Annotated in this window: 15 protein-coding genes; 11 read left to right on the forward strand and 4 right to left on the reverse strand. The window is 42.5% G+C overall.

From position 1 onward, the window contains the following. Window positions 1–316 precede the first annotated feature (316 nt). From JO943_RS15550 to JO943_RS15575, 6 genes are all read left to right on the forward strand, one after another. Window positions 317–1,705, forward strand: a complete 1,389-nt coding sequence (locus JO943_RS15550; RefSeq protein WP_202741253.1) for a hypothetical protein — start codon at window positions 317–319, stop codon at window positions 1,703–1,705. Between the two features lie 327 nt (window positions 1,706–2,032). Then, entirely contained in the window at window positions 2,033–3,379 is a 1,347-nt protein-coding gene (locus JO943_RS15555; protein ID WP_227554527.1) for a DUF1667 domain-containing protein, read from the forward strand. 245 nt (window positions 3,380–3,624) lie between these two features. Beyond that, complete coding sequence (locus JO943_RS15560; RefSeq protein WP_202741254.1) at window positions 3,625–5,748, forward strand: hypothetical protein; 2,124 nt, start codon at window positions 3,625–3,627, stop codon at window positions 5,746–5,748. 13 nt (window positions 5,749–5,761) lie between these two features. Further along, the gene (locus JO943_RS15565; RefSeq protein ID WP_199949680.1) at window positions 5,762–6,490 is read left to right on the forward strand and encodes a DUF6160 family protein; all 729 of its coding nucleotides are present in this window, start codon (window positions 5,762–5,764) and stop codon (window positions 6,488–6,490) included. Between the two features lie 29 nt (window positions 6,491–6,519). Then, on the forward strand, window positions 6,520–8,943 hold the full coding sequence (locus JO943_RS15570; protein WP_202741255.1) for a DUF6160 family protein: 2,424 nt from the start codon (window positions 6,520–6,522) through the stop codon (window positions 8,941–8,943). A gap of 123 nt (window positions 8,944–9,066) precedes the next feature. Then, entirely contained in the window at window positions 9,067–10,068 is a 1,002-nt protein-coding gene (locus JO943_RS15575; RefSeq protein WP_150955274.1) for a DUF6160 family protein, read from the forward strand. A gap of 68 nt (window positions 10,069–10,136) precedes the next feature. Here JO943_RS15575 and JO943_RS15580 read toward each other — a convergent pair whose 3' ends face one another. Both JO943_RS15580 and JO943_RS15585 read right to left on the reverse strand, forming a co-directional pair. Then, on the reverse strand, window positions 10,137–11,066 hold the full coding sequence (locus tag JO943_RS15580) for a tRNA dihydrouridine synthase (RefSeq protein ID WP_202741256.1): 930 nt from the start codon (window positions 11,064–11,066) through the stop codon (window positions 10,137–10,139). A gap of 78 nt (window positions 11,067–11,144) precedes the next feature. Continuing rightward, a complete protein-coding gene (locus tag JO943_RS15585; protein ID WP_032874794.1) occupies window positions 11,145–11,954 on the reverse strand; it encodes an inner membrane protein YpjD in 810 nt (269 codons plus the stop codon). 147 nt (window positions 11,955–12,101) lie between these two features. Here JO943_RS15585 and ffh point away from each other — a divergent pair, with 147 nt between their 5' ends. Both ffh and JO943_RS15595 read left to right on the forward strand, forming a co-directional pair. Continuing rightward, on the forward strand, window positions 12,102–13,511 hold the full coding sequence (gene ffh, locus JO943_RS15590) for a signal recognition particle protein (protein ID WP_004770827.1): 1,410 nt from the start codon (window positions 12,102–12,104) through the stop codon (window positions 13,509–13,511). A gap of 163 nt (window positions 13,512–13,674) precedes the next feature. Further along, window positions 13,675–14,262: an RBBP9/YdeN family alpha/beta hydrolase gene (locus JO943_RS15595; RefSeq protein WP_202741257.1), complete on the forward strand. Its 588-nt coding sequence runs from the start codon at window positions 13,675–13,677 to the stop codon at window positions 14,260–14,262. Here the strand turns inward: JO943_RS15595 and JO943_RS15600 are convergent. Both JO943_RS15600 and JO943_RS15605 read right to left on the reverse strand, forming a co-directional pair. Continuing rightward, window positions 14,232–14,975: a pantothenate kinase gene (locus tag JO943_RS15600; protein WP_202741258.1), complete on the reverse strand. Its 744-nt coding sequence runs from the start codon at window positions 14,973–14,975 to the stop codon at window positions 14,232–14,234. The two genes, JO943_RS15595 and JO943_RS15600, sit on opposite strands and share 31 nt — an antisense overlap. Window positions 14,976–14,990: 15 nt before the next feature. Then, window positions 14,991–15,767, reverse strand: coding sequence for a biotin--[acetyl-CoA-carboxylase] ligase (locus tag JO943_RS15605; RefSeq protein WP_202741259.1), 777 nt, complete (start codon window positions 15,765–15,767; stop codon window positions 14,991–14,993). Between the two features lie 6 nt (window positions 15,768–15,773). On the opposite strand from JO943_RS15605, the gene JO943_RS15610 reads away from it, so the two are divergent. The 3 genes from JO943_RS15610 to smc all read left to right on the forward strand — a co-directional run bounded on the left by JO943_RS15610 (window position 15,774) and on the right by smc (window position 21,097). Continuing rightward, entirely contained in the window at window positions 15,774–16,574 is an 801-nt protein-coding gene (locus tag JO943_RS15610) for a sulfite exporter TauE/SafE family protein (RefSeq protein ID WP_032874784.1), read from the forward strand. Window positions 16,575–16,941: 367 nt separating this feature from the next. Next, entirely contained in the window at window positions 16,942–17,637 is a 696-nt protein-coding gene (locus tag JO943_RS15615) for a GntR family transcriptional regulator (protein WP_004770835.1), read from the forward strand. Between the two features lie 10 nt (window positions 17,638–17,647). Further along, a complete protein-coding gene (smc, locus tag JO943_RS15620; protein ID WP_199974395.1) occupies window positions 17,648–21,097 on the forward strand; it encodes a chromosome segregation protein SMC in 3,450 nt (1,149 codons plus the stop codon). Window position 21,098: the final 1 nt, after the last annotated feature.

Raw genomic sequence — 21,098 nt, forward strand, 5'->3', positions numbered from 1 at the left:
CTAAAACTCTCCTTATGGTGATGTGGAAGGATGAGCGTATGAAACAACACTTTATTTTACATTGCAATATTTCAACTTTAATTTGCTGTATGAGAAATGATCTATTTGAAATTTAATATGATTATTTTTTTTGTGATATTTTTTTACCTTTATGGGTCATTTTTGTCATATATTGTATATTATTTAACACTTTTCAGGGTTATAGTAGGTGTAGTTATAAAAGTAATTATTAGCTTACTAATTTTTCTGTCCCTTAATTTTAGGGCGGAAAATTGTTTAGAGCTAAGATTTAGAATCAAAAAAAAGGATTTTTATAATGAAAAAGAAAGGATTATCTACAATCTTTTTGGGGATGATCGGAGTTTTTGTTCATCCTGCTTATGCGACAACCAGTACGTTGAAAAGTATGACGGATACGGAACTGTCTGCAACCACAGGTCAGGCATTGATGAGCCTGTCGTATATTGCTCCTACTGATTTGGCTAATAAGGAAGCACAACGTTTTGGGGGAGACAAAACCATCGGTTTCTATAAGTTGGGACTGGAAGCTGAAATGGAGTTGAACGTCAATATTAAAAAGCTTCAGTTAGGTTGTGGTGGTACCAATGGAGCAGGTGGCTGTGATATCGATATTGATTACCTCAGTCTGAGTGGTTTAGGTAATTCTGAAACCTCTAATACCGATAGTGCGGCTGATCGCGCAGCACGTGCTGGCTCATCAGCGGTTTTAACCAATCCATTCATTGAATTTGCAGTCAAGAATCCAGATAAAGCTTCAACCCGTCAAATTGTTGGACTAAATTTAAGTGCCGAGAAGGCTTTGGGTTTAATTACCTTTGGTCTTGAGAATGGCCCCACTAAGACAGGTATTAACTCACTCAGTGGTTATATGGAAATTGCGGCTACGACTGGTCTGGCCAATGTAAATGGATTTGGAACAAGTCTGGTCTCAGGAGAAGCGGCCAAAGGTACCTTGAATCAATCCGACGGCTATAATCCGATTACAGGTAAGGTATGTAGTCTTCCCGCTCTCTGTGTTCCTACAATCAACTTTGAAACCTCATCTTATGCGCTCAACCTTCGGGATAAAGCCACAGGAAGTAATATTTTAAAAGGTGACTTGGTCTTGGGCCAACAACCGATTACTGGAAAGCGGATTACCAGTGCCAATTTAACTGCTACAGCCGCAGTCCGTGATATTGATTTAAGCGGAAACATTGTAGCGAAGGCAATTGGATTGAATTTGGATAGACAGGTCACTGGTACGATTCAAAATCTTATTGTAGATGTTGCAATCAGTGAAGATTTAGGTTATTTCCACAAGGCGAATCTAAATGGTACAGCGGCGTCACTTTCTTTACAGTCACAGAATATCCAGTGGACCAATAACAAATCTGTTTCGCAAAATGGCTGGTGGCTCGAGTTTAGTAATCCAATCGATATTGGGTTTATTCAACCTACATTGAATGTTGATATTCCTAAAGCAACACTTAATGAAGCATTTTCACAAGTATCTCAATATTTGACCGATCATCCGATTAATTGTGGAACATTTGGGGTATTGAATTGTCTTTTTGGTGATACGATCCCAACAGGGACGGTGAATTTAATCAATGCAACCCGACCACAAATGGCCCTAACGAATTTAGAGCTAGCGACTCAAAAATTTACCCCAAACTGTTATGGTACTTTAAAATTTTGCTAATTTAACCTGAAAACATTAAGCAGCTTCGGCTGCTTTTTATTGGTCTAATGATTTATCGCACGTATATTCTACGTGTTGGTCTAAAGAAAAAAATAATAAAAATAGATAGATCCGTTGATAACCCAAAACTTAAATATTGGAGAGTTTCATCGGAAGTTACTTATTATTTAACAATAGATTGATTTATATTGCTCGAGGGGAAAGGTAGATCTGTCGATTATACCTATTAATAAAACTTGTGGTGATCATGACTTCATCTAAGTTTTAGAACTTAAAGGGATTTCTATAATGAAAAATAGATATTCATCTATATTTTTTCTAGGGGTAATGAGTTGGTGTTGCAATGTGACTTATGCAGTTCCGCATACGTTGCAAAGTATGACGGATAGTGAAATGTCTGCAACAACAGGACAGGCATTGATGAGTTTGTCTTATGTGGCACCCACTGATTCGGCCAATCAGGAAGCAAAGCGTTTTGGTGGAGATAATACCATTGGCTTTTATAAACTTGGTTTAGAAGCTGAAATGGAACTGAACGTCAATATTAAAAAGCTTCAATTGGGTTGTGGCGGGAGTAATGGACCTGGCGGTTGTGATATTGATATTGATTACCTGAGTTTAAGTGGACTGGGTAACTCTGCAACTTCCAATACGGACAGTGCTGGCGACAGAGCTGCCCGGGCAGGTTCTTCGGCGGTTTTAACCAATCCATTTATCGAGTTTGCGATCAAGAATCCAGATAAAGCATCGACACGTCAAATTGTCGGGTTGAATCTAAGTGCAGAAAAGGCCTTAGGTCTGATTACTTTTGGTCTGGAAAATGGTCCGGCTAAAAGTGGGATTAACTCATTGAGCGGATATATGCAGATTGCCGCAACAACAGGTATTGCCAATGTAAACGGGTTTGGAACAAGCCTAGTCGCAGGCGAGGCCGCGAAAGGCACGTTAAACCAGTCAGATGGTTATAATGCGATTACGGGGAGGGCTTGCTGTGTTTTAGGTATTCCGATTGGTTTTACGACAACGGCTTATGCGCTTAATTTAAGAGATAAAGCGACAGGGAGTAATATCTTAAAAGGAGATTTGATTTTAGGGCAGCAACCGATTACTGGTAAACGTATTACCAGTGCCAATCTGACTGCTACGGCCAAGGTCCGTGACATTGACCTGAGCGGTAAACTGAGTGCAAAAGCAGCAGGAATCATTAATCTAGATAATAAAGATGCGAGTGGTCTCATCAAAAACTTGACCGTCGATGTGGCGATTAATGAAGATCTAGGTTATTTCCACAAAGCCAACCTCAATGGTACAGCTGCCTCATTGTCTTTACAGTCACAGAATATCCAATGGACCAAGAACACCTCTATTTCTCAAAATGGCTGGTGGCTTGAGTTTACCAATCCGATCGATATTGGATTTATTCAGCCTACGCTGGCGGTAGATATTCCTAAAGCCACATTAAATGAAGCGTTTAAGCAAGTAAGTGATTTCTTGTATGATACGCCTGTCAAATGTGGCGGAATTATTGCAGAGAATTGTTTGCTTGGTAGTGCTATTCCAGTTGGTACAGTAGATTTAATCAATGCAACTCGTCCACAAATGGCCTTGACGAATTTGGAGTTAGCGACTCAAAAATTCACACCGAATTGTTATGGAACTTTAAAGTTCTGCTAGTTTAATACGAATAATGAATTAAGCAGCTTCGGCTGCTTTTGCTTTATGCACTCATCGGAAAAATGTAACATTTAGCCAGTTTGTTTTGCATTTGTGTAATTATTCGGCATAATAAATTGTGATGAGATAGACATGATTCGTCTATAGCTTGAGTGATGCTAGGAAGCAGTTTTTAAAATCACTCAGAAGGATGAAAGAAAAAATATAACGTAGGTGCGGAGCATCGGGTGATTAGGAAGGTCAAGATGGCTATACTCCATATGGATTCATTTCAAAAGACTGTTTTAGCAAGTTTTATTGGACTATGTATCAGTCAATCTACTTTTGCGTTACAAGAACTCTCAGATGAAGGTTTAAGCCAAACCACAGGTGAAGGGATCGCATTACTCCCACAAAACACCTATATGATTTTTCAGGGAGAAAAAAATACCACGACAGGGGCAGATTTACTGAATCGGCAATTAGATACCGGCTATATTAACTATGTTCCAGTTGGACCATTATCACTTGCTGCAACAGATACTAATAAAAGTGGTGGTGTAGATGCGGGAGACCGTGCAGTCGGTAAAGCAGATTTATTTTTATACGGATTGGCGCTCTCTGCCTCAAATCCAGGTCGTACAAGCAATAATAATGAACGGGTGGGTTTGAATACTGCGGGTACAGCAATTAATGCAATTAGTAGCTGGGGTTCAACGAGTAACCCATGGATTGTAAAAGTTCAGTCGGAAGCCAATGTTCCTACCTTTACACCAGATGGAAGTACGCCGAATACCGATACTGGACAAATCACCTACATGGCTTTAGAAGCGCCTTTGTATGAATATTATAATGATAATACGACAGGTGTCGGTGCTCCCACGGTTATTAAAACAGGGGCAGATCCAGTCGGTGTAAATGCTTATAACTTAAAACTTGGACTATGGGCTGATGCATTTGTACGTAATCCCAATAAGGCTGATGGCGCAGCGGATCAGTTTCAATATGGAAATAATGTTGGCTTAGTTGGTACCAGTATTGATCCTACCCGTGCAAATCGGCTGCGTTTACAAGGGATATGGAATGGTTTTAGTTTAAATGGCAGTAATTTAAAAATATTCCAGACTTTGAATGGTGCAGGAAGCACGGGAGGCTTAAGCCCTTTTTATAACAACACATTAGGTCTGGCAGGGGTTTTTCGTTTCAATAGCGGGGATGGTGCCAATTTAAAAGCGGGTATGGTTATAAATACACCTACCTCCACAAAGACAGATACTCTGCCTGCACTAAATGCGGGTGAAACTTGTACAGCCTGTGGATCCGGAACGGACATCTGGACACCTCGTTATAGCCCGGGACAAACCAGTGATCCTGGTGCTGCCGGTGTGACCGAATATCGTATTCGTAGTCAGACCACTAAAATAACTTCAACAGGTAACTGGACCGCACCTACAGGTTTAAATGATCGCGTACTCCGTCTAAGTACCAGAGAAACAACAGATACAGCGAATTTATCAACACCTGCGATCCAAGGTGGCAATGCGCCTAATTTTGATGCCAATGAAGGGATTTTTATCTATAACCTGAATACCAATCTTGTATTAGGTAATTTGTATCAGCCTGTAATTTTAGGTTCAGATGGCAAGAACTTTAGTCTGGAAGTTGCACGTATCCCAAATAAAGAAAGTATTTATAAAAAGATCTATACCGATTATACAGGTGCTGATACAAGCTATAAAGGATCTACCTGTAACGTTTATCAATGTGGCAGTAACATCAGTTTGGGCGGTAAAACTTATCAAGGCTCAAATGCAACACATAGCAGTATTGGTATCGGTACTGTTTATAGTGATGATGGCGGTAAAACCCTTCAGGCTTTCAAGGGAACTGACACACAGGATGCGGTGGGTATTTCTTTTGGTTCTTTAAAATCAGGCGCCGTCTCAAGAGATCGTTATTTTTATCAACTACAAAATCAGCAACGAACAAGTGTAGATTGCTCAGGTTTGTTCTGTAGTGGTTATCGTTGGCAATACCGGACCAGTAACAGTAACGGTAGTACTACAGGAAGTAATAGAGATTACGGTCTGAGATTTGATTCTACCAGCGGTGTAAACTGGATCAATATTGATAGTACGGCACTGTATGACCCAACTGTTTTAAATTCTGGTTATATACGTCAAGATGCCGGAAATAGCAGTCAAAAATTTGTGGTTCCAACGGCAGGAGCATTACCGGATGCCCGTTTTGAAGGTGGACGTTGGTATACAACCACACCAAATGCAGATATCAATACTTATAGATCTGGTTCACCAATCAATAATATGGGTTCGGCTGTAATTGATGGCGTCTTGATTCAGCATCTTAAAATTACGACAACTGGACTGTAAAAGGAGTAGAGCGATGAAAAAAATTACAACTTTACTTCTTGTATTAGCCACAACGTTAACGCATGCCGAATTACAGAGTCTGGATAATGAAGCTTTACAGGCTGTTGAAGGTCAGGCAGGAGCAGATTTATCCCTCAAGCTATCATTAAACCAGATTTATAACAGTACCACTGGAAAATATGAGTTTGATAATGGTCTGGGTGGCGTGTGTGAAAACTTGGCCTTTTGTCATCTTGGGATTTCAGTGAATAAACGTTTTGTCCGAAATGGCAATCAGCCTGTCAGTGATCCGACCCAAGCCAATCCGGCAAATAAAGTCTGGTTAGTCTTTAAAGGCATACAAGGCACGATTGATCTGCAAAAGCTAGGTCTAGATGGCGTTGACCTGATTTATAACGATGACGGTGGAGTTGCAAGAACTAAACCTGCAATGCAATTAAGCTTTGACCCAACCAAGCCAATTTTGATCCGTAATTTTGGTTTTAATGCGCTTGCCATCGAGCAAGATGATTTTACCAGTTACTATGATAGTAATGGAAAATTGGTCGAAGGAAATAATCCGACTACACCGCCAGCAAGCGGTTATGGCTATTTAAAAGCACCGACATACGCTGCTGATCATCCTTCCGTGTATGACCGTAATAAAGAAACCGGATTTATGGGGTTAAAAATGAATGGTAATTTGGCGATTCAGGGAAATGTCATGATGTTTTCTTGTGATGCAAGCCATCCGCGTTGCTAAGCTGGTCTAAATTTCAAAGGATTGAAGCGATGAAAAAAAATAATGAAAATAGTCGGAATATAGGTTTTGCACTCAATACCTTAGCTGCAAGTATATTTTTCATTAGTCATTCTGCTTATGCATTACAAGCTTTGGATGATAGTGCTCTACGTAGTGTGAATGGACAAGATGGTGTCCATATTGAAACCACCTATGACAAGATACATGTGGACCAGTTTTTTTGGCAAGATGATGCTGGCCGAGGCAGTTCTGATGCGGCGGGTACTACTTTAAAAGCAGTCGCTAACAATTTTAATATTCAGCAAAATGCTTTAGGCAATCCGCTTGGAACAACCTATAAGCTAAATACAGGAAGCAATGCTAATAAAACGGGATTGGACATCGAACTTTCCTCAAATCCATCTCTCATCACCATTGATTCATTTCAGATTTGTGACACCAACAGATGTAGTAGTGATATTGGTAATTTAGCAATTCAGACCACTTCACCATTAGATTTAAAGTTTAAAACGACAGATGGGCTTTTTAGTAAAAGCAGTCAAGCCTCTTTAGAGTTAGGTCTTAAAAATGCCAATATTTATTTGGGGCAGACCTCAAATAATGAGTTAAATCAACTCGTCCTGAAAAACCTGAATTTTAACTTCTTAGGCAAGGGCGTGATGTTTGTTGATTCTGTTGAAGGAATCAAGCTACAAACCAATAATGCATTACTTACTGGAAATGCAGCAAATGCTTCATTGACCCAGACGCCGACGACTGATTATGGTTATGTCGATTTTACCCGAGTTAAAGATACCGGCAATGTTACAGCTGGAACCTACGCAGATGGCGGCGTAGCGACCAATGCTGGATTAAATTTAGAGTTTTTGTTGAATAAAAAAGCAAATCCAGCTTCTCCTTATACACTGGATGCAACCAACACACCGTTAAATCAGCAAGCCAGTCCTGATAATAAGGCTAAAGGTTTAATTCGTGTCGGAGCCAATGGTCGTATGATCAATGGTTCTCTACAGTTGCGTGGTATTAATGCAAGTAATGCCGCGAATCCTGCTTATGGAAGCAGTTATGGCAATCCTGAGGGAACCAATATCCTCGGTAGCACCACTGGCGGAAATGCCATCATGGGGAAAACGGGTGTCGCATTCCGTATGAAGGCTGAATTTACCAAAGATAATGACTCGATGTTGGGGACTGATGGAAAGGCCACAACCTTAGAAATAGGTGGTGCAGGATTAAATACCTATGGTTTTGAATTCGGCAATTTAACGGGTTTACAGTTAGGCACCCGAGGCTCCTTTGATACGGGTAATGTCTATCTCAATCTGGTGGATGCCCGTTCAGTCTATTTGCCAGCAAACTATGTTTTTCAGACTTCTAAATTTGGTAATGGCAGTTTCTTAACCCGAGATGTGGACTATACACAAAGTCTGCATACCCAAACAGGAACTACAAACCCTTATAGTCTGCTTGTGGCTATTCGTGGCGCAGAGTTTCAGGCAATTTCTCGACGCGGACGTTTCACCAACAGTGCAACCAGTAATCCTGAAAGTGGATATGCAGCAATTACCAATCATACAGATAATAACTGGGGGCTAGCATTACCTTTTTATAACCTGAATGCCAATATGGCCATGTATGGTACAAAAGTAAATGCCAATGAGGCATTCTATTTTGACAAAAATGGTGTGAAGCGTAGTGTTGGAACCAGTGGTGAAACACCGAGATTAGGTTTTTCATTGGGTCTCAGTACCACAGGTGTAGATCGAGATAGCGCCTATAAGGCTTTGGGAAATAAAACCACTTCTATTCTGGTAATTGACGGTGCTCGAAACTATTACATGGGCTTGCGCAATATTGATATGTTGTTAAAAGGAACGGGAAGCCTCGGTCTTGAAAATGGCAGTTTCAATGCAACACTTAAAGATATGCTCATCGTGATGGCGGCAGAAGTTGCTGCGGGTTATTTACCTGGTGCAACCTATACAGGTGGTGTATCACCTAATAATAACTTTGCACTGAGTAATGATGTGCTATTTGGTTTAAAACTTCGTATTGGAGGAGATATGAATCTGTCTCTTATTCCAAATAACGAATATAAAGCGGATGGTACAGGCAATGCCTTGAATATTGTCGGGGATCTTAAATTAAATGCAGCAAGCAATAACACGATACAAATTAGTGATCCTGTGGATGGTTCAACTTTAGGCCTAGATAATATTCAGGGTGATATTGCGTTTAATAACGCCATTAAGATTAGTCGAGATAGTTCAGGAGAAGGGGTAGCAAGCTTTAATGCCGGGCTGACCTTTAACCCGAATCGTACCACTGACGGTGTCTTTAGAACTCGAGATATTAACCTTTATGGGCCGAGTGGTGGGGCTCAGCGTTTAGGTGAAATGGCAATTACGGGTGGACGCTTAACCAGTCAATTTTCAATCATGCCTCGAAACTAAGATATTTGATGGCGTAACAGTAGATGCTTCTACTTATCTATCAAATGATAAATTGATTGTGTAGCGAGTCGGTTATGTTAAGCTGTAGTATATATTTTAAACATTTGTCTATGGATGAGGACAATGAATAAAAACAAGAAACTAGCGTGTTTGTCATTAGTATTGTTAAGCCCATTAACAATGGCGATGCAACCGATGGATGATCAGAGTCTTTCAGCAACAACTGGACAAGACGGTTTGACTATTGGCGTACAGTCCAATGTCCAGTTTAATCAATTGGCAATCATTGATAATGACGGTCTACCGAGTGGTGGCTATACGGGACGTGCTGGTCTGGTAATTGCAGGCGTAGCGGGTCAAGCTGTTGCCAGTCCAGTTAAAGTAACGGGATTGAATGGTAGTACTGAGACCACTTTCGGTTTAAAAGCAACGATCGATACCGATAAAGGTAATGCTTCAGCAAAGGGCGCTTTTGCTAATATTGGTTTAACTTTTGATAATAGTATTACAGGTCTTCGAATCTCACCTTTCTCTATCTATACCGCAGGATCAAGTTCACTTTCTAATTTAAATGGAAGTAGCTATACACGTAACTCCATTTTTACCGCAGGGACTTTACTGAAAAGTGATGTCAAAGAGCTGTTGCGGGTTGGAGGAATCGATATTGTTTTTGCAGCGAATAAACCGAGTATGAATATCCAGCTGGGTGCAGCACCGCAAGGCCATATGATTATGTTTGATGGAGCAATTGAGTCCATTTGTGGATCAGGAAATGGTTGTAATATCATGCTGGTATCTGATTATGCAACACCAGGAAACTCTGCAACGCCGGCGGTTGGCGCAAGTTTTAATTTTAAATTGACAGGAAATAATGGTAATCCCTTTGGGCTTAAAGGTTTTTATGCTGGCGTTTATGGCCCTGAAGGGACTGATAAGGGGGGGCTTATTTTTGGCAATGCCGGCACAACAGACAAGTTTGATTTACAGCTAAACAATGTCCTGTTAGGTTCAAATGCAGCTCAACAGTCAGGAGTTTTTAATAATTTACCAAATGCTTCAATTGGTAATATTGGCATGACAGGTGCTTCGATCACAAATCTAAAAATGAAAGTCAGTGGCATGTAATGAAGTGTTTTTGGGTTTTCCAAAGCGGCTTAGGCCGCTTTTTTTTATTTAAATCTTAAGTACAAGCCTCAGCTCTGTTTTAAATATTGAAGGATATCTTCAAGCTGTTTGATCTTCTTCACGTGTGCCCACAGTTGCTGGGCTTCAGGATAGGCCTTGGTCATCATCCCTAACCATTGCTTATAACGTCCGACCATGCCAATTTCGGTCTTGTATTGACCACTCAAGAAGCGTAGCTGCAGTTCCACCAAGTCTTGCCAAGACAGCAGCGCATGATCCATATCCTGACGAATGCATAAGGTTAAATCTGGTGTAGTCACCGCACCGCGACCAATCATTAAATCCTTGCAGTGAGACTGTTCCAGACAGGCTTTTGCATGGGTATTGTTCCAGATTTCACCATTGGCAATAACATTAATTTTTAATGCTTCGGTAATCGGTTGAATCTTTTCCCAGTAGGCTGGCGGGGTATAGCCATCCGCTTTTGTACGTGCATGTACGGTGAGCCAGCTAGCGCCTGCATCTTCAATGGCATGGGCATTGTCTAAGGTATGATTTTCATCAAGATAGCCCAAACGCATTTTGGCTGAGACTGGGATATGTGCTGGTACGGCATCACGAACGGCTTTGACCAGCAGGTGTACGGTTTCCGGTTCATCCAGTAATACAGAACCACCACGATGGCGGTTTACAGTTTTGGCCGGACAACCAAAATTCAGGTCAATTGCAGGTGCACCCAGTTCAACCACTTTGGCTGCATTGGCCGCGAGCATCTCTGGATTGTTACCTAGAAACTGTACATGTACCGGGGTGCCAGCCGCAGTCTTGCCGCCATTTTTGAGTTCTGGACAAAAGCTGTAGTAGATATGATCGGGCTGAATGCTATCGGTAATACGGATAAACTCGGTCACGCACCAATCAAAACTGCCAACATGGGTGAGCACATCACGCATGATCGGATCAGTCAGACCTTCCATTGGAGCGAGTACAAGTTTCACGATTTTTACCTAGCGAAGCGAAAACAGCGTTATACGCATTTTCAGATAGGCTGTCTAGTTTTTATTAAAATCTAAAAACTAACGTCCTAATATCATTTCTAAAACAAATTTGCTTCCCATAAAACCAATCGCAAGCAGGACAAAGCCGCTAATGGTAAAACGAATTGCTTTGCGCCCACGCCAGCCAAATTTGTAATGTCCGATCAATAACGCGCCGTATAAGAACCATGAAATGATACTAAATGCAGTTTTATGTGCGAGATGTTGGGCAAAAAAGTTATCAATGGTAAAGAAACCGAACAATAATGCGGCAGTGAGTAGGCCAAATCCAGTAATGATCAGATCAAATAAAACAGATTCCATGACCTGAAAGGGCGGAAGTAAATTCACCCAGATGCGTCGTTTTTGTTTCTTTTTTAGTTCACGGTCCTGAAACCATAAAAGCACCGCATGGATGGTCGCCATCAGCAGTACGGCATAAGCCGCCAGCGACAGAATGATATGTAGGTCCAGACCAAAGCTATGTTGTTCAATCACCTGATTGGGTTGGCTAAATGCGAAGCCCAGAATTAAACCAAAGGCAGCTACAGGGGTGCCAATCAGGTTGAGAGGCAGGATCGGGCGAATCAGGCTCAGGATCAGGCTCAGTGCCAACATCAGTCCGGAAGTGAAGGACATCAGGTTGAATACATCATAGTTCACCCCAATAGATGTCAGCATGTCCTGGGAAAGAACGGTCGCATGTAGCACCAGTCCTAAACCGACCATCAGGCTATAACACCAAAGATTTGGAGTACGTTTTGACATCAATCGAATAAACAAATACCAAAATGAACTGGTATAGGCGATAAGTGCCAAAATTGTGTAAACCAAGGGGAGACTGATCATGTCAAACCTTTTTTAGGAGGATGAATAATATTCGCCATATAAGATATAAATTCGCTTCGAACTACAGTATCCTATAGCATCTTATGCATAAATTTTCTATTTTAAGAAAGATTTTTTTGCAACTAGCCATTTTAAGCGGATTTCGCAATGTTTGATACCTTAACAGAACGACTCACACAGAGTTTAAGAAATGTTACTGGCTCAGGGCAGCTGACCGAAGACAATATTAAAGATACCCTGCGTGAAGTACGTATGGCACTTCTTGAAGCCGATGTCGCGTTACCTGTAACTCGTGAATTTATCGCGAAAGTTAAGGAAGAAGCGCTCGGTCAGGAAGTCATGACTCAGCTTTCTCCTGGTCAGGCATTTGTAAAGATTGTCTATGATGAACTCACCAAGATGATGGGTGAGGCTAATGAAACATTAGATTTAAGTGCAAAACCACCGGTGGTTGTTCTACTTGCCGGTTTGCAGGGCGCGGGAAAAACCACGACTGCTGCAAAATTGGCACGTTTCTTAAAAGAACGCCAAAAGAAAAAAGTGATGACGGTGTCTGCCGACGTATACCGTCCAGCAGCGATCAAGCAGTTAGAAACAGTATCGAATGAAGTCGGTGTCGGTTTTATTCCATCTGAAGCGTCTGAAAAGCCGATTGATATTGTCAATCGTGCGATTGAACAGGCTAAAATCCAGTTTGCTGATGTTCTGATTGTCGATACAGCAGGTCGTTTACATGTCGATGAAGACATGATGGACGAGATCAAAGAATTACATGCGGCGGTGAAACCAACCGAGACTTTATTCGTTGTCGATGCAATGACCGGTCAGGATGCTGCCAATACTGCCAAAGCCTTTAATGATGCTTTAGCTTTAACAGGTGTGATTCTGACCAAGACCGATGGTGATGCACGCGGTGGTGCAGCACTTTCGGTTCGTGCCATTACCGGTAAACCAATCAAGTTCTTGGGTATTGGTGAAAAACTGGATGCGCTTGAGCCATTCCATCCGGATCGTGTTGCACAACGTATCTTGGGGATGGGTGACGTCCTTTCTTTGGTCGAAGAAGTTGAACGCAAAATCGACAAAGAAAAAGCCGAGAAAATGGCGAAAAAACTGCAAAAAGGCGGTAACTTCAACTTTGAAGATATGCTGATGCAGTTTGAGCAAATGAGCAAAATGGGCGGCATGATGGGCTTCCTGGATAAATTACCAGGCATGAGCAATGCGGGTATTCAGGACGCAATTGAAAAAGCCAACCCTGAAAAGCAAGTCAAGCGTATGGAAGCCATCATTCAGTCCATGACGATCAAAGAACGTCGTAATCCTGATCTGATTAACCCAAGTCGTAAAAAACGTATTGCTGCAGGCTGTGGTATGGACGTTGCTGAAGTGAATAAACTGATCAAGCAACAGGCACAAATGGCGAAAATGATGAAGAAATTTGCGAATCCATCAGGTATGAGCAAAATGCTGAAATCATTGGGCAATATGCAAAAACAATTCGGCGGTGGTGGTGGAATGGGCCCTTTATTTGGCAGTAATGACCAGAAAAAGTAAGTTCTATCGACTTCCTGAAAAGGCGCGTAATGCGCCTTTTTTTTATGCTCATGTTGTGAGTGGTGTTGTATAAAATTGATACAAAATAGCAATGTTAAGCGTGATTAAAAAAGAGCAATATATATTCCTAAGTTTATGTTTTTATTGAAAAATAGTGTTAAATATGTCACATAATTCAAAAAATAGCGTATTTATTCTGCATTGTGAACATGCCGATCCCGACCAGCATTGGTATGCTTGGTTAGAACAACAACTAAAAAGCGATGATCTGATCGTCGAGCGTGTATTTCTTGCCGATGCCAGTCACCCTGAAGCCGAGATTTGGCAAACCTGTCTGGAAGCGCAATTAAAAGGACTGAATGAGCGGAGTATTATCGTAGCACATGGGCTGTCCTGTGTGGCACTCTCAAGATTTTTAGCTAAGAAATTGCAGCACATGAGCATTAAGGCGGGGATTTTTATTGCGGGTTTTAATGACCCGATTGCTCAACGTCCAGAATTTAATACTTTTATTCAGCAGGCCCAGTTTGAGAGCGGCATGCTGAGGGCGAATATTCAGCGAAGACTGGTGTTCTTTTCCAGTAATGATCCCGTGATTCCTGTGCCATTGACCTTTAAATTTTCAAACCTGCTGAATGCCCAACTGATTGAGGTCACTCAGGCAGGGCATTTCCGTGCGGAAGATGGTTTTAAGGAATTTCCACAGTTGTTGCAGGCACTTCAGACCTTGCTCAAAGCTGAATTGAGCTGAGCATAGTGTTTTAAACCTTGCAACAGTAAATCGGATTCAACTTGAGGCTGATAATGACCAAGGAACTTGGCAAACAAAGCGGCATCGCCACCGGTTAAGATCAACTTTTTCGGGGATTGCTGCATGATTTGCTCAATGGTACTGATCAGACCCAGCAGAATACCGTGATGGACTGCATCGACCGTGTTATGACCCGGTTTTAAATTATCGAAGGCTGAATCTGGAATTTTGATCCCTTTGGTATTCTGGATCAGTGAATCCCGTTGCAGATATAAATTTGGCAGAATATAACCGCCCAAATGCTGTAATCCTTCCACCAGATCGATGGTCAGCGCTGTCCCGCAACCAATCACACAAAAGTTTTCGTCAGCTTTGGCCACGGCCAATACTTGCAGCCAACGGTCAATCCCGAGCTGGCTTGGCACATCGTAACCGCATCTCAGGCCGGCATACTCGGCATGCACTTTGGCAAAGATGATCGGGATATCCAGAATATCCAGAATCATCTGAATCCGCTGATTATTCTCTGAGTCCAGAACTGAAGAAATACCGACCTGGGTTAGCTTTTGATGACGAAAATGCTGGATTAAACCGAGCAACAGATCAGCAGGGGATTGCAGGTGTAATTCGGCTGCATGTTCAAGCACCTGATCGTTTTGCGTAATCCAGTATTTTAGGCGGGTATTACCAATATCAAGCCATAAACTTTTCATAGAATTTTCACTTCCTCAGATCGATGCGAGACGTAAACGGCCTTGATAAAATTGCTGGGTCTGATCGGTCTTGATCAATACCGCCCCTTCATTGGAAATCCCTTGGAATAGCCCTTGCACCTTGCCTAGAGTGTGTTCAAATTCAACTTGCTGATTGAGCCAGATAGCATGGTGGTTAAAACGCTCTGCCAGATTATAACTGCCATGCTCAAACCACTGGGCAGCCTGCTGGATTGCTGTGTAGAGCTCGGCAATTAAGCCGATTCGGTCAATCGGATCTAAACCGAGCATTTGTAATGAGCTAATTTGCTGGTCTGGATTTTCTACTGGTGGTGTGGTGAGGTTGATACCCACCCCAATAATCGCTTGATGGGCCGACAGCGGTTCGACCAGAATGCCACCCCATTTGCCTTGAGGGCTATATAAATCGTTGGGCCATTTCACTTGTAGGTGAAGACCGTGTAAGCTCGGCATCTGTAGAATATTTAACGCAATTTCCAATGCCAGACGACCGTCGAGTGCTGTCTTGGTCTGGATCAGTGTGCTTAAATAAATGTTTCCTTCAGGAGAGGACCATGGTCGTTGATGTTGACCACGACCTTGTGTCTGCTGTGCACTACACACCAGTCCTGTAGTAATCCCTTTTTCTGCAATCTCACGCATATCATCATTGGTTGATGTCGTGGTGGTCTTGAGTAAGACCACTTCGGGAAACTGATTTTTTGCGTTCAATAACTGTTGAAGCTGGCGGGTTGCGAAATCATCCATCATTTTTACAAGTAGCGTGGTCATGTGTTTATGGAGTTAATCATATATTTGCTGATTGGTGCAATTGCCGGATTTGCTGCGGGGCTGTTTGGCGTGGGCGGTGGCCTAATTATTGTGCCAATTTTATATATTGTGTTCACGCAAATGAATTATGACCCGAATGTCATTATGCATATTGCAGTGGGCACATCATTAGCCACCATTATTGTGACCTCAATCAGTTCGGTAACAGCCCATCATAAGAAAGGTGCGGTGCTGTGGTCCGTGTTCCGTAATCTGGCACCGGGACTGGTAGCGGGTTCATTCTTAGGCGCCGGTATTGCCGACTTGATGTCAGGGCAGCATTTGCAACTGGTAATTGGCGTATTTGCGGTCTGGATGGCTTATAAGATGTTTAAAGGGGCCCATGCTGTGGTTGATCCAAATCGACACTTGCCATCCGCAGCGTTACAGCTGGCTGCAGGTGGTGGCATTGGTGTGGCATCGGCGATCTTTGGCATTGGCGGTGGCAGCTTAACCGTTCCTTATCTAAATCGTCATGGGGTGGTGATGCAAAAAGCCGTTGCAACCTCTGCTGCTTGTGGATTACCGATTGCTGTGGCGGGTGCTCTGGGCTTTATGTGGTTTGGAGCCAAAGAGCAGATTGACGTTCCCAATACCATTGGTTATGTCCATGTATACGCCTTTTTTGGTATTAGCGTCATGAGCTTTATCACCGCGAAATTTGGTGCCAAAGTTGCTCATCGCTTATCGCCAGCCATGTTGAAAAAATGCTTTGCCGGCTTACTGGTGGTGGTAGGGTGTTATTTCATCTACAAAGGGCTGATGTAGGTTTTAATTTATCTCTTTGGTTATGAACTTCAAGAATGGATGAACACGCTTATGTGGGTATTCATCCATGATTAAATTGCGATTGATTTAATATAAATAATATTTTTTGTGATTTATTTCATGAAACTAATGCTGGATCAGATGAATGGTTCACGACTCATCAAAAAGATAAATATTTGATACTTAACAGAGAAAAAATGATTTTTTAGTCTATTTTGAGAATGGATCGGTGTTTTTTCAAGACGATTGGCTTAAAAAGCAATAAAATTGTCAGACAATGATATAGAATTTATAGGGTGAGATCAGTTAAAACAAAAAAGCGTAAATAGCATTGGACAATGCGTATAACAAAGATAGTGAGGCGCTCATGAATCTCGAAGAGGCTGATAGTCTTTCTGAACAGATTGCAAAATATATTAGTGAACAAATTATTAGCGGCGAGCTGGTTGAAGGCGAACGTATTCAAGAGTTGCGCATTGCAAAAGAACTGGATGTCAGTCGCGGTTCTGTCCGTGAAGCATTGTTATTACTGGAACGTACCTATTTAATCGAGATTTTTCCACGACGTGGTGCGATTGTCTCGGAAATGTCGGCACAACAGGTCAAAGCGTTGTTTGATACCAATGTGATGGTACTCGGGCATATCGTGCAACGGATTAGCGAAACCTGGCGTGTCAATGAAGCAGAGCATTTACAAGCTTTACTGGATCAATTGGTGGAGTTCGTACGCGCTGGTGACATTGAAAAATTTTACGATGCGATTTTTAAATATTTAGCCGAACAACATGAAATGGTGGCAAATCCATACCTGATGCAATTTTATAAGGAACTGTTGCCGTCCTTGCGTCGTAGCTATTTTCTCACCCTGAATACCTCGCGTCGGGAGCTGCAAGAGTCATTTACCCTGTTTAAGCTGGTGATTGATGCTATTTTGATCCGAAAATCACAACAAGCCGCTTTATTTATGGAAGATTTTTGTCGACACTTGCGTAACCTTGTGTTGGAATCTCTGACACGTATGAAACAGATTGAATTGGCCTGGGCTAGACGCTCACGCCGCTAGTTAGGGCAGTATGCGTTTAAGTAGTTTAAAACTTTCAGGCTTTAAATCTTTCGCCGATAGTACAACATTAAATTTCAAGGCGAACCGAACTGCGGTTGTGGGGCCGAACGGTTGCGGTAAATCCAATGTCATTGATGCGATTCGCTGGGTTATGGGCGAGTCCAACGCACGTCAATTGCGTGGCGGTAGCATGCAGGATGTCATCTTTACCGGGACCGCCAAGCGTAAACCTGTTGGTGTCGCCAGTGTCGAACTTCGTTTTGATAATACCTATGGCAAATTGGGTGGGGCATATAACGCCTATAATGAGCTGGCCGTCCGTCGTCAGGTGACGCGTGAAGGCAAGTCTGAATACTTTTTGAATGGCACACGTTGCCGTCGTCGTGATATCACCGATATTTTCTTGGGGACCGGTTTAGGACCGCGCTCATATGCAGTGATTGAGCAAGGAATGATCAACCGTCTGGTGGATGCCAAGCCTGAAGAAATGCGGGTCTTTATTGAAGAAGCGGCTGGCGTATCTCGTTATCAGGCGCGTCGTCGCGAGACTTTGCAGCATTTAGAACATACTGAACAGAATCTGGCGCGTTTAGATGACATTGCTGCAGAACTGAAATCACAGCTGAGAAGTTTGAAGCGTCAAGCTGAAGCTGCGATTCAATACAAAACCTTAGAAGGCCAGATCCGTACTTTAAAAATTGAAATCCTGTCTTTTCAAGCCAATCAAAGTCAAAAATTACAGCAAGAATATACCGTTGAAATGACGGCATTGGGTGAAAATTTTAAGCTGGTGCGTTCCGAGTCACAGACCATTGAACATGATCTGGAAGCAACCAGTGCTTTATTCCAGCGTCTGATTCAGCAGTCCTCACCGTTGCAACAGGAGTGGCAACAGGCCGAGAAAAAACTGGCTGAGCTGAAAATGACACTGGAACAGAAGCAGAGCCTGTACCAGCAGAATAGCAGTAGCTTGGTACAGCTTGAGCAGCAAAAAGTCCAGACCAAAGAACGTTTACAGTTGTCTGAACTCCAGATCGAAACTTTATCTGCCCAGTTTGATGAGCAAAATGGAACATTGTTGGCATTAGAACAGCAAACACAAACGGCTGAACAAAATGTGAGTGATGTGCAGGCCCAGCACAAGCAGGCATTGCAGCAGTTTGAGCAACTGAAAGCACAGGTTGACAAACAGCAACAGCAAAAATTGCAGATGGCTGCACAAATTGAGCAGCTTGCCAAAAATGTGCTGCGAATTGAACAGCAAAAGCAAACACTACAATCGCAAAGTGGTCAGATCCGTGCGCAGGTTCAAGATGAAGAACAGGAGCAGCTTGAGCAATTGCAGCAACAACTGCATCAAGAGATGGTTGAGCTGGAAGCAGCCATTGAAGAACTACAGCAAAATTTACAGGCACAACAAGAACAACAACAGCTGGATAAGGCGGATGTGCAAACGCTTAAAACCGAAATACAGGTTTTACTGGCTGAACAAAAGAATTTGAATCAACTGGTGGCAAAGCAAAGTCCGAAACAGCAGCAGGATACGCTCCGTTTGATGCAAAGCCTGCGTTTAACCGCGCAAGGTAAAAGCCATGCCAGTATCATTGAGAAGTTCTTAGCCAAATGGTTACAAGCGCATTTACTAGAGGATGAACAGTCATTTCAGGACGGTGTAGCGCGTCAGTTAAAGTCAGCGATGCAACAACCTATTCAAATTCAACATTTGAACTGTTTAAGCGACTGGATCGAAACCCCGCAATCTTCACTCTGGGCCAGTGTGGCTGTGGCCGAAAATCTGGCAATTGCCTTAGCGCATCAAGCACAGCTCCAACAGACGCAGTCAATTTTAACGCTGGATGGTTATCATGTCGGTGCAGATTGGGTGATTGGTCTGCATTACGATGAAGATAGCCAAAGCGCACAAGGTATGCTCAGTCATCAGGTGCGTTTAGATGAAATAGCGCTGCAACTTGCGCAGAAACAGCCTAAGCTGCTTGAACTGGAACAGCAATTTTCTCAACAGCAGCAAACCTTGCAACAGCAACAACAGCACTTACAGCAACAACAGCACAGCCTGAAACAAAAACAGAAAGAGTTGCAACAGCTGGATGTGCAAATTGCTAAATTGCAAAGTACCGCGCAGGCTTTTGTGTTGCAGCAACAGCAATTGGCAGATCAGCTCAAACAGCTGGATTTACAGCTTGAAGAAGATGCGATGCAGCGTGATGATCTGGAAATAGATTTGCATGCTCTTGCACTCAAACTCGAAGCAGTATTGCCAAATTATAAAACCTTGCAGTTTCAGGTGGAAAACCTGAATGAGCAACTGGATGAGCAACAGCAACAACTGCTTCAGCAGCAACAGCAACGTGAAAGTCTGCGTCGCCAGACCTCTCAGGCCAATCAGCAAATTGAACTGTTAGAGAAAGATATTTCGTTCTTGAAAACGCAATATCATCAGATCATTGAACAAATTGAGCAGGCGAAAAAATTTGTTGATCCGATTCAGCTGGAGTTGCCAAATTTAGAGTCACAATTTCAGCAGCAATTTCAGCAAACCGAAAAATTGCAAAAAAACTGGAATGAATGGCAACTGGAACTGAATCAGATTCAAGAGAAACAGCAGCAATTGACTGAACAGCGTCATCAAGCCCAGCAAAAAGATGAGCAGGTGCGTGAACAGTTAGAGCAAAAGCGTTTGGCTTGGCAGGCAGCCAAATCGGATCGTGAGCACTATCTGGAACAACTGAAAGAGTTGAATGCAGACGCTTTATCCGATCTGTCGATTGAAATCAAAGATCATCAGCAGAAACTGGAAAAGGCCCAGCAGCAGTTCGAAAAAATTGGTGCGGTCAATCTGGCAGCCTCACAAGAATATGAGGAGGTGTCGCAGCGTTTTGATGAACTGAGTCACCAGATGCAGGATTTGCAAAATACGGTTGATCAACTGAAAGATGCCATGAAAAGCATTGATCAGGAAACCCGTAAGTTATTTATGAGCACTTTTGATCAGGTCAATCAGGAAATGCAAGTCCTCTTTCCTAAAGTCTTTAATGGCGGAGAAGCGAGCTTAAGCCTTGAAGATGACTGGCAATCTGGGGTGAAATTGATGGCGCGTCCACCTGGTAAACGCAATAGTTCATTGGCGCTGTTGTCTGGTGGTGAAAAAACCTTGACCGCATTGGCGCTGGTGTTTGCGATCTTTAGATTAAACCCTGCACCATTCTGTGTCCTGGATGAAGTTGATGCACCTCTGGATGATGCTAACGTGCAGCGATATTGTAATTTGGTAAAAGAGCTTTCTGAACAGGTGCAATTCATTTACATTACACATAATAAATTGGCGATGACAATGGCAACTGATTTACTGGGAGTGACCATGCCAGAGCCAGGCACATCAAAATTAGTGACTGTCGATTTAGAGCAGGCAAAAGAATACGGGTTAGTTGCGGAGTCATAGT

Source organism: Acinetobacter sp. 'aerobic (ED)' (genome assembly GCF_904886855.1).
In the GTDB taxonomy this organism is placed as follows: domain Bacteria; phylum Pseudomonadota; class Gammaproteobacteria; order Pseudomonadales; family Moraxellaceae; genus Acinetobacter; species Acinetobacter courvalinii.

Bases quoted from the DNA above. Each gene is read 5' to 3' on its own strand.
- JO943_RS15550 (WP_202741253.1), top strand. From the start codon at position 317: ATGAAAAAGAAAGGATTATCTACAATCTTTTTGGGGATGATCGGAGTT.
- JO943_RS15595 (WP_202741257.1), top strand. From the start codon at position 13,675: ATGTCACATAATTCAAAAAATAGCGTATTTATTCTGCATTGTGAACAT.
- JO943_RS15575 (WP_150955274.1), top strand. From the start codon at position 9,067: ATGAATAAAAACAAGAAACTAGCGTGTTTGTCATTAGTATTGTTAAGC.
- JO943_RS15585 (WP_032874794.1), bottom strand. From the start codon at position 11,954: ATGATCAGTCTCCCCTTGGTTTACACAATTTTGGCACTTATCGCCTAT.
- JO943_RS15560 (WP_202741254.1), top strand. From the start codon at position 3,625: ATGGCTATACTCCATATGGATTCATTTCAAAAGACTGTTTTAGCAAGT.
- JO943_RS15570 (WP_202741255.1), top strand. From the start codon at position 6,520: ATGAAAAAAAATAATGAAAATAGTCGGAATATAGGTTTTGCACTCAAT.
- JO943_RS15555 (WP_227554527.1), top strand. From the start codon at position 2,033: ATGAGTTGGTGTTGCAATGTGACTTATGCAGTTCCGCATACGTTGCAA.
- JO943_RS15565 (WP_199949680.1), top strand. From the start codon at position 5,762: ATGAAAAAAATTACAACTTTACTTCTTGTATTAGCCACAACGTTAACG.
- smc (WP_199974395.1), top strand. From the start codon at position 17,648: ATGCGTTTAAGTAGTTTAAAACTTTCAGGCTTTAAATCTTTCGCCGAT.
- JO943_RS15610 (WP_032874784.1), top strand. From the start codon at position 15,774: ATGGAGTTAATCATATATTTGCTGATTGGTGCAATTGCCGGATTTGCT.
- JO943_RS15615 (WP_004770835.1), top strand. From the start codon at position 16,942: ATGAATCTCGAAGAGGCTGATAGTCTTTCTGAACAGATTGCAAAATAT.
- JO943_RS15605 (WP_202741259.1), bottom strand. From the start codon at position 15,767: ATGACCACGCTACTTGTAAAAATGATGGATGATTTCGCAACCCGCCAG.
- ffh (WP_004770827.1), top strand. From the start codon at position 12,102: ATGTTTGATACCTTAACAGAACGACTCACACAGAGTTTAAGAAATGTT.
- JO943_RS15600 (WP_202741258.1), bottom strand. From the start codon at position 14,975: ATGAAAAGTTTATGGCTTGATATTGGTAATACCCGCCTAAAATACTGG.